Annotated in this window: 13 protein-coding genes; 7 read left to right on the top strand and 6 right to left on the bottom strand. The window is 65.9% G+C overall.

Features of this window, described 5'->3' with window-relative positions; genetic code table 11:
- A partial coding sequence (locus GSQ76_RS11540) for an alpha/beta hydrolase (RefSeq protein ID WP_174247330.1) occupies positions 1-939 on the top strand: 939 nt, incomplete at its 5' end.
- Positions 936-2,477 (top strand): GMC family oxidoreductase, encoded by a 1,542-nt coding sequence (locus GSQ76_RS11535; protein WP_254070365.1) that lies wholly within the window; start codon positions 936-938, stop codon positions 2,475-2,477. The genes GSQ76_RS11540 and GSQ76_RS11535, both read left to right, overlap by 4 nt.
- On the opposite strand, the gene GSQ76_RS11530 is transcribed toward GSQ76_RS11535, so the two are convergent.
- Both GSQ76_RS11530 and tkt read right to left on the bottom strand, forming a co-directional pair.
- Positions 2,431-3,756 carry an NAD(P)/FAD-dependent oxidoreductase gene (locus tag GSQ76_RS11530; protein ID WP_158744062.1) on the bottom strand — a complete coding sequence of 442 codons (1,326 nt, stop codon included), beginning with the start codon at positions 3,754-3,756 and terminating at the stop codon, positions 2,431-2,433. The two genes, GSQ76_RS11535 and GSQ76_RS11530, sit on opposite strands and share 47 nt — an antisense overlap.
- Before the next feature lie 81 nt (positions 3,757-3,837).
- A complete protein-coding gene (gene tkt, locus GSQ76_RS11525) occupies positions 3,838-5,886 on the bottom strand; it encodes a transketolase (protein ID WP_216851005.1) in 2,049 nt (682 codons plus the stop codon).
- 234 nt (positions 5,887-6,120) lie between these two features.
- Between tkt and GSQ76_RS11520 the strand changes: the two genes are divergently transcribed.
- Positions 6,121-6,978 carry an oxaloacetate decarboxylase gene (locus GSQ76_RS11520; protein WP_158744061.1) on the top strand — a complete coding sequence of 286 codons (858 nt, stop codon included), beginning with the start codon at positions 6,121-6,123 and terminating at the stop codon, positions 6,976-6,978.
- A gap of 28 nt (positions 6,979-7,006) precedes the next feature.
- Positions 7,007-7,768, top strand: coding sequence for an SDR family oxidoreductase (locus tag GSQ76_RS11515; RefSeq protein WP_158744060.1), 762 nt, complete (start codon positions 7,007-7,009; stop codon positions 7,766-7,768).
- Between the two features lie 111 nt (positions 7,769-7,879).
- On the opposite strand, the gene katG is transcribed toward GSQ76_RS11515, so the two are convergent.
- The 4 genes from katG to GSQ76_RS11495 form a co-directional block, all read right to left on the bottom strand.
- A complete protein-coding gene (gene katG / locus GSQ76_RS11510) occupies positions 7,880-10,090 on the bottom strand; it encodes a catalase/peroxidase HPI (protein WP_158744059.1) in 2,211 nt (736 codons plus the stop codon).
- 128 nt (positions 10,091-10,218) lie between these two features.
- On the bottom strand, positions 10,219-10,521 hold the full coding sequence (locus GSQ76_RS11505; protein WP_158744058.1) for a hypothetical protein: 303 nt from the start codon (positions 10,519-10,521) through the stop codon (positions 10,219-10,221).
- Positions 10,522-11,490: a 4-hydroxy-tetrahydrodipicolinate synthase gene (gene dapA, locus GSQ76_RS11500; RefSeq protein ID WP_158744057.1), complete on the bottom strand. Its 969-nt coding sequence runs from the start codon at positions 11,488-11,490 to the stop codon at positions 10,522-10,524. It abuts the gene before it with no gap.
- A complete protein-coding gene (locus tag GSQ76_RS11495) occupies positions 11,487-11,999 on the bottom strand; it encodes a hypothetical protein (RefSeq protein WP_158744056.1) in 513 nt (170 codons plus the stop codon). Before GSQ76_RS11495 ends, dapA begins: the two co-directional genes overlap by 4 nt.
- A 323-nt stretch (positions 12,000-12,322) precedes the next feature.
- Here GSQ76_RS11495 and GSQ76_RS32335 point away from each other — a divergent pair, with 323 nt between their 5' ends.
- The 3 genes from GSQ76_RS32335 to GSQ76_RS11485 form a co-directional block, all read left to right on the top strand.
- A complete protein-coding gene (locus GSQ76_RS32335; RefSeq protein WP_256366978.1) occupies positions 12,323-12,457 on the top strand; it encodes a hypothetical protein in 135 nt (44 codons plus the stop codon).
- Between the two features lie 10 nt (positions 12,458-12,467).
- On the top strand, positions 12,468-12,557 hold the full coding sequence (locus GSQ76_RS11490) for a K(+)-transporting ATPase subunit F (RefSeq protein WP_158744055.1): 90 nt from the start codon (positions 12,468-12,470) through the stop codon (positions 12,555-12,557).
- A gap of 12 nt (positions 12,558-12,569) precedes the next feature.
- Positions 12,570-13,141: potassium-transporting ATPase subunit KdpA (locus GSQ76_RS11485; RefSeq protein WP_174247329.1), on the top strand; the 572-nt coding region annotated here is incomplete at its 3' end.

Below are 13,141 nucleotides of genomic sequence, written 5' to 3'. Positions count from 1 at the left end.
ACGAACACGCTGCCGGACGGTCTCTATGCCTCGGCCGTGGCCGACGTCGTGCGTGCCAACCCTGATGCTTGGCGGGCCTGGTTGCGGGCTGGCAGTGTCGAGGATTGGTCGGGCGCGGTTGGGATGCTGCGAGTGCCGACGCTGATCGTGGCTGGGGAGGATGATCCCGATCTTGGCCCGGACGCGCAGCGCGTCACCTGGCAGAGTCATTTGGAGGATGCGCGGCTGGTGACGTTGCCGGGCGCCGGACATTTGCTGCCGTTGGAATGCCCCGATGCGGTGGCTGGGCTCATCGCCGGGCATGTTCGCGCAACCCGGTCTGCGTATCGCGTCCTGATTGCGTCGGACCGGGTCAGCCGTAACACGCGGGCGCTGTTGCTCTGTCGGCTGGTGCCGGATGATCCGGCCTATCAGGCTCGGGCAGTGTCCGAGGGGCAGTTGCCGAGCCTGCGTGCACTGCTGGATCGTGTGCTGCCGCAGGTGGCGCCGGGGATCGACCTGGCGGCACGGCTGGATACCGAGTTGGCCGATGGGGCGGGTGACGGATGGCGGTTTGCGGGCCTGCCGCCAGATGCCGAAGCCTATCGTGCAGGGCTGCGGACGCTGGATGCTGCCGCCGGGCAGGGTTTCGCGGATCTGACACCCGGCCAGCAGGACACGCTGTTGCGCCATACCGCGGACGGCGCCTTGGCAGTGCAAGGTGCTGGGCTGTTGAACCCGGCGCAGATGAAACAATGGTTCGAGGACGTCCGCGGTGACGCGGTGCGCCTTTACGTGTCGCACCCGGCCACGCTGGCGGAGATGGGCTATAGCGGCATCGGGTATGGCGGCGATAGCGAGTTCAAAGCCGGGTTCCACGACATCGGTCCGGGTGAGCGCGAAGCCTGGGAGCCTGTGCCTGATCTGACGGACGCGATTGCAGCGAGGGCTGGCCGTTGAAACTGGATCACATGCGGCGGCACAATCCCCGCGATATCGTCGATGCCGTGGTGATCGGCACCGGTGCGGGCGGCGCTCCGCTATTGGCCCGTTTGGCCAGCGCTGGCCTCAGCGTCGTGGCGTTGGAGGCGGGGCGGAACTGGGATCCGGAGGATTTCCCGGCCGACGAGATTGGGACCGGTATCTACTGGATGGGCGAGCGCCTGAGCGCGGGTGACACCCCCGAGGCGTTCGGGCCCAATACGAGCGGCATCGGCGTTGGTGGGTCCACCTTGCATTGGGGCGCCTTCGTGCCGCGTGCCGACCCACGGGATCTGCGGTTGCGGAGTGAGTTGGGCGTCGGCGAAGACTGGCCTGTCGAGGCGGCGGAGCTAGGCCGCTATTACGATGAGGTCGAGCCGTTCATCGGCGTGTCCGGCCCGCAATCGTATCCGTGGGCTCCGTCCCGGGGCTACGGCATGCCGCCGGTTGCCCGCAATGCGCCGGCACAGGCGATGGCGCATGGTTGCGCGGCGCTTGGTATTCGATACACCGACGCGCCGGCCGCCGTGTCATCCCGGCCGATGACGCAGCCCGGCGGAGACATACGGCAGGCTTGTGTGAATTGCGGCTATTGCCACCAGGGCTGTCGGGTGGGCGCCAAGTCGACCATGGATGTCACCTACCTGCCGCAAGCCGTGCTCGCTGGTGCGGAAATCCGGCCGGATTGCTTCGTCCATGACATCGAACGGGATAGCGCGGGCAACATCACGGCCGTGGTGTACCGTCGCGATGGCCGCGACGAGCGACAGGCTTGTCGGGCCGTGTTCCTATGTGCCGGTGCGATAGAAACGCCACGGTTGTTGCTGCATTGGAATTTGGCGAATGGCAGCGGGCAAGTCGGGCGCAACTACATGGCGCATGTCGCAACCCAGGTCTGGGGCACATTCGACGCAGAGATGCGCTGTCATAAGGGCTATCCTTCGTCCCTTATCACCGAGGATTTCGTGCGGGCTGCGGGGGTGGATTTTGCAGCCGGATATCTCGTCCAGAGTCTCGGCGTCGTTCCCGTCACATGGGCGACTGGCGTGGCACGGGGTCGTGGGCGGTGGGGGCAGGGGCTGGTCGACGCCATCCGGGGCTACAACCACGGGGCAGGAATCGGGATCAATGGCGAGTGCCTGCCGCAGCCCGGCAATTACCTGGAACTAGCGGACGAAATCGACGAGTTCGGAATTCCCAAAGCACGCATCCACTTCACCTACGGACCAAACGAATTGGCCATCGAGGCGCATGCGACGCAGCAGATGACGTCCATCTGGGAGGCGGCGGGTGCGCGTGACATATGGTCGCTGCGGCGGTCGGCTCATACGATCGGGACGTGCCGCATGGGCACCGACCCGGCGAATTCAGTCGTGAACGGGGTTGGGCGAAGCCACGACGTGCCGAATTTGTGGATCTGCGATAACTCGGTGTTTCCGAGTTCGCTGGCGGCTAATCCAGCGCTCACGATTATGGCGTTGAGCCTTCGTACGGCGGCGGCGTTTCTGGCCGGTTGACGCTTAAGTCCCCATTGGTGTCGGTGATGAGCCGGGCGCCGCGGCCCCAGGTGAGCCAGGACCAGATCCAGGTGACGTAGACGACGGCACGGTTGCGCATACCCATCAGCAGCAGCAGATGCACGCCGCCCCAGGTGAGCCACGCCAAGACGCCGGTCAACCGGAGCCAACCGAAATCGGCTACCGCGGCAGAGCGCCCGACGATGGCGAGTGAGCCGAGGTCGCGATAGCGGAACGGGCCCGGCGCCGGTTGCGTTGCGGCGCGTTTGGCAATGAGGTCGCCGACATAGCGACCCTGCTGCTTGGCCACCGTCGCCAGACCCGGCAGCGGCTTACCGTCGGGCCCAGGCCGCGTCATGACGTCGCCGATGGCGAAGATGTCGGGGTGGCCCGCCACGGACAGATTTTCCTCGACGGCGAGCGTGCCGTGCTTGGCTGGCGTGATCCCCAGCCACCCAGCCGCCGGGTTGGCGGCGACGCCAGCAGCCCAGAGTATGGTGGCCGAACGGATGCGCTGGCCGGCGGCGACGATGCCGTCCGCATCCACCAGCTCCACAGCCGCATTCAATTTTAGCTCGACGCCAAGCCGCTTCAGGCGGGCCGCGGCGTAGGCGGATAGGCGGTTGGGAAATGACGATAGCACCCGGTCGCCGGCATCGCAGAGTACGACACGGGCCTTGGCGGGGGAGATGTGGCGATAGTCGCGGGCGAGCGTGGAGCGTGCCAATTCGGCGATCGAGCCCGCAAGTTCGACGCCCGTGGGCCCGGCGCCGACGACGACGAAGGTGAGTAGGCGGGCGATTTCGTCGGGATCGGTTCGGCTTTCCGCCCATTCGAACGCGCCCAGCAGACGGCTGCGGATTGCCTCGGCGTCGCCCAGGCTTTTGAGACCGAGGCTGGCACCCGCCCAATCCGCATGTCCGAACCACGACGTCGCAGCACCGGTTGCCAGCACCAGCATGTCGTAGGGAAAGTCCCCGGTGTCCCGCACGGTGACGGTTCGGGCGGCCGGGTCGACGGCGGTTGCCTCCCCCATGACCACGCGGATGTTGGGGTATTTCGAGAAGACGGAGCGGATGGGTGTTGCGATGTCGGCTGGCGACAGGGCAGCGGTCGCAACCTGATACAGCAGGGGCTGGAACAGATGGTGATTGGATCGGTCGATGAGCGTGACATCGATTCCGGCGGCGTTTGCCAGGCGTTTCGCCGCATACAGGCCTCCGAACCCGGCGCCGATGATGACGACGCGAAGGTGGTTCGGCGGAGGCTCTGTTTGCATGGCGCTAGAACGCCAGTCGCGGGTGCAATGTTCCCAATGCAGGCCGCAGATGGCGTTTCAGCGTCTTGCCATGTATCGGCGCTAGAGCGCGGCGACCTCGGCCAATGTCTCGTGGGCGGCGCGGACAACAGCTTCCGCGTTGATGTCGAACTTCTTGTAGACGTCGGCGATTTTACCGGACGCGCCGAAGCCGTGCATGCCGACGAAACGGCCCTCGAGGCCAATATAGCGTTCCCAGCCCAACTCGACCGCGGCTTCCACGGCGACGCGCGCGCGGGTCTTGCCGAGCACGGTCTTCTTGTAGGCGGGGTCCTGATCCTCGAACAGCATGCGGCATGGCATGGAGACGACCGCGGTCGGAATACCCTCCTTCTGCAGCATCTCCCGCGCCTCGACCGCGAGGTGCAGTTCGGACCCGGTGCTGAGGATGGTGAGCTTGCGCTCACCGCCCTCGGCTTCCAGCAGAACGTAGCCGCCCTTGGCGGATTTATTCTCGCTGCCGGGTTCGCGGCGAAGCAGCGGCATGGGCTGGCGGGACAGGGCGATGAGGGCGGCCTGGCGCGGCGTATCCAGGATTAACTCCCAACACTCGGCGGTCTCCACCGGATCGCCGGGGCGATAGACGGCGAGGTGCGGGATGGCCCGGAGGGCGGCGAGTTGTTCGACCGGTTGATGGGTTGGGCCGTCCTCGCCGAGGCCGATCGAATCATGCGTCATAACGAAGATCGTGCGGATCTGCATCAGCGCTGCGAGCCGGATGGATGGACGGCAGTAATCCGAGAAGCACATGAAGGTGCCGCCGTAGGGGATCAGCCCGCCATGCAACGCGATGCCGTTCATGGCCGCTGCCATGCCGTGCTCGCGCACGCCGTAATGCATGTAGCTGCCGCTGTAGTCGCCGGGCTTGATCTCGACCATGCCCTTGGCCTTGGTGTTGTTCGAGGGCGTCAGGTCGGCGGAGCCGCCGAGCAGCTCCGGCAGGACGGCGGCGAGGTGATCGAGCACGGCGCCGCTGGCCTGCCGGGTCGCCAGTTCCTTGCCGCTGGCGATGAACTCGGCACGGGCGGCGGCGATTGCCTGCTTCCAATTAGGCGGCAGCTCACCGTCATTGCGACGCTCGAACTCGGACCGTAGCTCGGATGGTGCGGCCTTGACGCGGTCGGCCCAGGCCGTGCGGGCCTCGCGGCCTTTGGCGCCGATGGCGCGCCACTCGGCCAGCAAGTGCTCCGGGATGACGAAGGGCGGTGAGTCCCAGCCGAGGATCTTGCGGGCGCCGGCGATCTCGTCTTCGCCGGGGGCGTCGCTATGGGCCTTCTGGGTGCCGGCCTTGGTGGGGAAGCCGAAGCCGATGACAGTCTTGCAGGCGATCATGGATGGCCGGTCGGTCACGGCGCGGGCGGCGGTGATGGCGTCGCGGATCGCGTCGGTGTCGTGGCCGTCGATCTCCTGAACGTGCCAGCCGGAGGCGCGAAACCGCTCGACCTCGTTGTCGGACACGGACAGGCTGGTCGCACCGTCGATCGAGATCGAGTTGTTGTCCCAGAAGGCGATGAGGTGGCCGAGCTTGTAGTGCCCCGCCATAGAGATCGCTTCCTGGCTGATACCCTCCATCAGGCAGCCATCGCCCATGAAGACATAGGTCCAGTGCTTGCACAGGTCGTCGCCGAACTTGGCGTTCAGGATGCGTTCGGCGAGGGCGAAGCCGACGGAGTTGGCGATGCCCTGGCCGAGTGGGCCGGTCGTCGTCTCGATGCCGTCGGCGTGCTTGTATTCGGGGTGGCCGGCCGTCTTGCTGTCGATCTGGCGGAAGCGCTTCAGTTCATCCAGCGTCATATCTTTGACGCCCGTCAGGTAGAGCAGGCTGTACAGCAGCATCGAGCCATGGCCGTTCGACAGCAGGAACCGGTCGCGGTCGAACCAATGCGGGTCGGCGGCGTCGAACTGCATGAAATCCTTGAACAGCACGGTCGCGATATCGGCCATGCCCATGGGGGCGCCGGGATGCCCGCTCTTGGCCTGCTGCACGGCGTCCATCGACAGGAAGCGGATGCAGTCCGCCATATCCCGAAGGTGCTGGTCGCGGGGCTTGGGAACGGTCTTGATGACCGCGGGAGGCGTAGCGTCAGCCATGATTCGAGGTTCCTGCTTGCGCGAAAAATCGGGCTAGAGCGGTATGCCATGGCTCCCGGAATACCGAAACCGGGGGCCAGCCCTATTCGGGGACCTCACGTGGTCGTGCTTAGCGTCGGCCATCGGCGGCGGGCTGGTAGCGATGGGGCGCGCTTGCGGGGGTTGCTGGCGGCGCTAGGACGGGTCTACGCCGTTGTCTGGTCCAAGCATTTCATTCGAACAAAGGAACATGCCATGTCGCCACCCGATCGCCTTCGCGCCCTGCTGGCCGAGCCTGGTTTCATTGCGATGCCCGCAGTGTGGGATGGGCTGAGCGCCAAGCTCGCCGCCCAGGCTGGCTTCAAGACGGCGTTCCTGTCCGGATCCTGCGTCGCGGCTGCCCGGCTCGGCGGGCCGGATCTGGACCTGATTTCGGCGGCGGAAATGCTGAATTCGCTGGAAATGGTCCGCGGCGCGGCGCCGGACGCATTGGTGCTGGCGGATGGCGACCATGGCTACGGCAACGCGATGAACGTGCAGCGCACCGTGCGCGGCTACGGTCGCGCCGGGGCGGCTGCGGTTCTGATCGAGGACAAGGTGACACCCCGGGCGCTGACGGCGGATGGCAAGCCCTGCCTGACGCGGGAAGAGGCCCAGATGAAGATCCGCGCTGCCGTGCAGGCGGCCAAGGATTCCGGCATCCTGGTCATGGCCCGCACCGATTGCCGCCCGACCTTGGGCATCGAGGAGGCGGTGGCCCGGATCGAGATGTATGTGGCCGAAGGTGCCGACATCCTGTTCCTCGATTCGCCGGCGGACGAAGCCGAAGTGCGCCGGGCCGTGGCGGCGGCGCAAGGCCGCCCGTCCTTCGCCGTGTTATCGCCCGGCGGCAAGCGGGAAACACCGACCCAGGCGCGGGCCGCGGAACTGGGGCTCAAGATCGGCACCTTCCCGACCGGCATGCTGTCGCCGGTGGCGGCCGCGATAAAGTCGGCGTTGGCTGCGCTGGCGGCGGGTAAATCGGAGGCGGAGGGCGCGCTGAGCCAGGCGGATTTCCGCACCACGCTCGGCTATGCCGATTATGAGGCGGCAGCGAAGCCGTTCACCCTGTAGCCGCGCCGCCCAGCGAGAGGAACGCGTCATGCAATTGTTCAGTCTGGCCGGTCGGCGTGCGCTGCTGACTGGGTCGGGCCAAGGAATCGGCTTCGCACTGGCGCGGGCGTTGGGCCGGGCCGGGGCCATCGTGGTGCTGAATGGACGCGATGCCGGCAAGCTGGCGCACGCTGCGGCGACGCTGGCACGGGAAGGCATTCAGGCCGAAACCGCCGCCTTCGACGTAACCGACCAGCACGCCGTGCTTCACGCCGTGACGCGGATCGAGCGCGATCATGGGCCAATCGACATTTTGGTGAACAATGCCGGCATTCAGCGCCGGGCGCCGCTGGAGGATTTCGCGGCCGAGACGTGGCAGGAGGTGATGCGCAGCAACCTCGACAGCGTATTCTACGTCGGCCAGGCGGTGGCGCGGTGCATGATCCCACGGGGGCGCGGCAAGATCATCAACGTCTGTTCGGTGCAGAGTGAACTGGGGCGCCCGTCCATCGCGCCCTACGCCGCCAGCAAGGGCGCGGTGAAGATGCTGACCAAGGGCATGTGTGCGGATTGGGCGAAGCACGGGTTGCAGATCAACGGCCTGGGCCCGGGCTATTTTGCGACGGAGTTGACCAAGGCCCTGGTGGACAATGCCGAATTTTCGGATTGGTTGTGCAAGCGCACGCCCGCTGGGCGCTGGGGCAAGGTCGAGGAACTGGCGGGGGCGGCTATCTTCCTGGCGTCCGACGCGTCCACCTTCGTCAACGGCCAGATCCTATACGTGGATGGCGGCATGACCAGCGTCGTCTAACCAAAGCCAGCCTCGGCGTGTGCGCGGTTCGCGGGAAGCAATCTTATCACGTGGTGACCGCAGCCCAGCGTGGGCTCGGGGCGGCGGTTTCAGACCGCCGCCCCGAGTTGCTTACGTCAGTTCGTGCAGGTCCAGACGATCGGCCTCCATGACCTTGGTCCACGCTTTGGCGAAGTCCTTTACGAACTTCTCCTTCGCGTCGGCGGTGGCGTAGACCTCCGCCAGGGCCCGCAATTCCGAGTGTGAGCCGAAAATCAGATCGACGCGGGTGGCCGTCCAAGTCGGCTGCTTGGTCTTGCGGTCGTGGCCCTGGAACAGATTGTCCCCCTCGGCAGCATGCCACTCGGTATTCATGTCGAGCAGGTTGACGAAGAAGTCGTTGGTCAACGTCCCGAGCTGTTTGGTGAAGACGCCGTTGGTGGAACCCTTGGCATTGGCGCCTAGCACCCGTAACCCGCCCACCAGCACCGCCATTTCCGGCCCGCTCAACCGCATTAGCTGGGCCCGGTCCACCAACGCCTCCTCTGGCGCCATGAATTGCAGGCCCTCGCGGTAGTTGCGGAAACCGTCGGACATCGGCTCCAGCGCGTCGAAGGACTCTGCGTCGGTCTGCTCCGGCGAGGCATCCATGCGACCCGGCGTGAAGCCGACCTTCACCTCGGTGCCGGCATCCTTGGCTGCCTTCTCCACGGCGGCGGTGCCGGCGAGCACGATCAAATCGGCCAGCGACACTTTCTTGCCGCCGGGCGCCGAGGCGTTGAACGCCGTCTGGATGGCTTCGAGCTTGCCCAGCACCGTCGCCAGTTCCGGCGGGTTGTTCACCGCCCAATCCTTCTGCGGGGCCAGGCGGATGCGCGCCCCGTTGGCACCGCCGCGCTTGTCCGACCCGCGATACGTCGCGGCGGAGGCCCAGGCGGTGGAGACCAGTTGCGCCACGGTGAGGCCGGAGCCGAGCACCTTGGCCGTCAGCGACGCGATATCGGCCGCGTCGATCAGCGGATGATCCACGGCCGGGATCGGGTCCTGCCAGATCAGCGTCTCCTTCGGCACCAGCGGCCCGAGGTAACGGCCGGTCGGACCCATGTCGCGATGCGTCAGCTTGAACCAGGCCCGGGCGAAGGCGTCGGCGAATTGGTCCGGACGTTCGAAGAACCGCCGCGAAACCTTGTCGTATTCCGGGTCCATCCGCAGCGCCAGATCCGAGGTGAGCATCGTCGGGCGACGCTTCTTGCTGGGGTCGAACGGGTCGGGAATGTCCTCCGGCGCGTCCTTGGCCACCCATTGTTGCGCCCCCGCCGGGCTACGGGTCAGCTCCCACTCGAATTTGTACAGGTTTTCGAAATAGCGGTTGCTCCACTTCGTGGGCGTCTGGCTCCAGATGACTTCCGGGCCGCCGGTGATGGCGTCCGCACCGAAGCCGGTGCCGTGCTTGCTGCGCCAGCCCATGCCCATGTCCTCGATCGCCCCACCCTCCGGCTCGGGTCCGACGAAGGAGGGGTCGCCCGCGCCGTGGGTCTTGCCGAAGGTGTGGCCGCCGGCGATCAGCGCCACGGTCTCCTCGTCATTCATCGCCATGCGGGCGAAGGTGGACCGGATGTCGCGGGCGGAGCCGAGCGGGTCGGGGTTGCCATTCGGGCCTTCGGGGTTGACGTAGATCAGCCCCATCTGGACCGCGCCAAGCGCCGGGTGAAGCTGGCGTTCGCCGCTGTAGCGCTCATCGCCCAGCCAGGAGCCCTCGGGCCCCCAATACAGTTCCTCCGGCTCCCAGGTATCGGGGCGGCCGCCGGCGAAGCCGAACGTCTGGAAGCCCATGGATTCCAGGGCGACGTTGCCGACGAGGACGTAGAGGTCGGCCCAGGAGATCTTGCGGCCATATTTCTGTTTGATCGGCCAGAGCAGCCGGCGCGCCTTGTCCAGATTGGCGTTGTCGGGCCAGCTATTCAGCGGGGCGAAGCGCTGCTGGCCGCCGCCTGCGCCGCCGCGACCATCGGAAGTCCGGTAGGTGCCGGCGCTGTGCCAGGCCAGGCGGATGAACAGGCCACCGTAATGCCCGAAATCGGCCGGCCACCAATCCTGCGAGTCCGTCATCAGGGCGTGGAGGTCGGCGATGACCGCGTTCAGGTCGAGGGTCTTGAACTCCTCGGCATAGTTGAACGCCGTTCCCATGGGGTTGGAGCGGGGGGAGTGCTGGTTCAGGCCATCGAGCCGGAGGCTCTGGGGCCACCAATCCCGGTTGCCACGACGGCTCGGGCCCTTCGATGCGCCCGCGCCATGCGCCACGGGGCACTGGCCGAGGCCGGTATCGTCCACCTTTGCGTCCATATTCGTTTTCCTTCCTCCTGGTCCCTGCGAGGAACCTGAGGTGGAATTTGCGTCCGCTGGGCAGCCAGTCAAGCGTCAAACGCGAGAAACCGGCGCTTTTGCCGGACGGCGGCGCCGCGACGGACCGCCTAGGATGCCAAATCTAGCAGCACGTTCAGGACCATGGCGCAAAACGCATACGCTGCTGCCTGGTCCCAGCGATTTAAGCTGGCGGCCCAAACCGGCTCCCGCCGCAGGGAGGCGCGCACGCAGTCGATGATGCTGTAGAAACTGAACACGCGGACGGCTGCCTGGCCCAACTCCGGCAAGGTCTGTGCCTCGAAGGCGAACAGCGCCAGCATTAGCGCCGACCCGATGGCGGTTTGGATGAGAAACTCCCGGACGATGGAGCGTGATTGTGCGTCCGGGAGCAGGGTGGACAGCGATGCCACTCAGCTTGCCAGTCTGTAGCGCATGCGGGCCGCCAATGCCCCTTCGGTGACAAGCGCCTCCTCCGTGGCCAGGATCGCCGATAGCGGTTCGACCAATCGTTCGATCGTGTCGCGGCTGGGTGCGGTGAGTGGGAGGCGCAATTCGGCCTCGATCAGGCCCATGATGGACAGCGCGGCCTTCAGCGGGATTGGGTTGCTTTCGACGAACAACAGGTCGCTGAGTGCCGCGAGTTGATCGCGGGCGTCGGCGAACGCGGCCAGGTTGCCATCGTCCCACGACCGATGCAGTAGGCTGCAGACCGCGGGTGCGACGTTGGCGGTGACGGAGATGCATCCATGGCCGCCGGCGGCGCGGTAGGCGGCGGCGGTGCCATCGTCGCCCGACATCTGCAGGAAGCGTCCCCCGCACAATGCCCGCAGGCGCGGCGGGCGGGCCAAATCGGCCGTGGCGTCCTTGAGCCCGAAGATAGTCCCGTGCTCGTACAGGCGGCCCAGCGTGTCGTTCGCGATGGTAACGCCGGTCCGGCCGGGCACGTCGTAGATCATCACCGGCAGTTGGGCGACGCCTTGGATCGTCCTCATATGAGCAATAATACCCTCCTGAGTCGGCTTGACGTAGGGCACTGGCGCGCAGAGCAGGGCGGTCGCTCCGCTGTGGACCGCCGCAATCGCGAGTTCGGCTGCCGTGTCGGTGGATAGCGCGCCGCACCCGGCCATCACCGGCACGCGCCCCGCCGCGGCTTCGACCACGACGCGGATCGCCAGCCGGTGCTCCTCCGGCCGCAGGGACGCCGCCTCGCCGGTGCTGCCGCATACGACCAGTGCGGCCGTGCCGCGGTCGATCTGCCGCTCGCAAAGGCGGGCAAGGCTGTCCTGGTCGATATTGCCGGCATGGAACGGCGTGGGCAGCGCCGTGAACGAGCCGCCGGACAGCAGGCTGCCGCGAGCCTGTGCCGGGCAGCCGTTCATGCTTGCCTCCGCAGGAGAACCGGCATGGCATTCGACAGCCCATGCATCGGCAGGTCGGCGCGCAGCATCAGGCCGTCCTTCACCGTCCTGGTCTGGACGGCGACGAAGCCGCCCATGCGCACCGAACGCACCAGCAGTCCCGCGACATCCTGGTCCGGTTCGGCTGGCCCGGTGGGCACGAAGGCAAGGAAGCGGCCGGTCGGCACCAGCGCGCGCTTGGCCTGGTAGATGAGCCGGCCGATCTGTGCCGACGAGGCGATCCTTGGGGCGAGCACCAGATCATACGTCTCGTGGTCCGATCGCTCCGACGGCCGCAATGCCGTGACCGCAACGCAACCCTGCCGCAGCAGGCTGCACATGAGATCTAGCCCGTTGGGGGCGATGACCAAGGCGTGCGACCCGGCGACCGGTCCGGCGAAGCGTAAGAGTGGGTCGCCTGACATAGCCTCGGCAGTGCTGGCGGAGACTGGCGGATTGAGACACTGCGAGGTGGAAACAGATTGAAGCATGGACAAAGTCCTGCACCTTCCTGAATGCGACGATCCCGGTTGATACCGAAATGTTCGACGCTGCCAACATGGCATCGCTGGCCGTAGGTTTTCCATGGTCCTCGGACGCTCGCGAGATAGTATTCCCATGGCGTTTCGCGAGGTCGGTCATATAAATCACATATAAACATCGGTCTGTCCGTAAGACATGACCTAATTAGGTCGGAGCTACGTCGTATTGGATACGGTCGCAACCGGCGCTGTGCTTGATTTCTAGGCCGCTGGAATCGCCGGGTTTATATGGGATTTATATACCCCGCCCTTCCAAGGGCCATCGCATTTATATGCGCTTCCAACCCAGTGTCATCCCAGCTTGCCGCGCAATGGAGTTTGCCATGCTGGATATCGTCTACCTGGTTGGAGGCTGCGTGTTTTTCGCCGTCACCGTCGTCTACTCGATCGCGTGCGACCGTCTGTAAGGGGCTGATCATGGTCTTCGATTACATACTCGGCGGGGCGGTCACTCTCGGGCTGCTCGTCTATCTCGCTTACGCGCTGATCCGCCCCGAGCGGTTCTGAGGAGCGGCCACCATGACATTCAATGGATGGGTGCAGATCGCACTCTTCTGCGTGCTGCTCGCCCTGCTGGTCAAACCGCTGGGCGGCTACATGACACGCGTTTTCAACGGGGAACGCACGCTGTTGCGCCCCGTGCTGCGGCCGATCGAGGTCGGGCTCTACAAGCTATGCGGCGTTCGCGAGGACGAGGAGCAGCATTGGGTGACCTATGCCGTCGCCATGCTGTTCTTCAGCATCGCCGGGTTCGTCTTGCTCTACGCGCTGCAGCGTCTGCAGGGCGTGCTGCCGTTCAACCCTCAGGGGCAAACGGCCGTGAGTCCCGACCTGGCGTTCAACACGTCGACGAGCTTCGTCACCAATACAAACTGGCAGTCCTACGTGCCCGAAAGCACGATGAGCTACCTGGTGCAGATGTGCGGGCTGACGGTGCATAACTTCGTTTCCGCCGCCACGGGCATTGCGCTGGCCGTCGCGCTGATCCGTGGTTTCGCCCGGCGTTCGGCCTCGACCATCGGCAATTTCTGGGTCGATATGACGCGCTGCACGCTTTACGTGTTGCTGCCGGTATCCATCGTGATCGGCCT

It is taken from the genome of Acidisphaera sp. L21, from assembly GCF_009765685.1.
In the GTDB taxonomy this organism is placed as follows: Bacteria; Pseudomonadota; Alphaproteobacteria; order Acetobacterales; family Acetobacteraceae; genus LMUY01.
The sequence above is the reverse complement of the archived record's forward strand: the minus strand, read 5'-3'. Positions and strand labels throughout refer to the sequence as shown.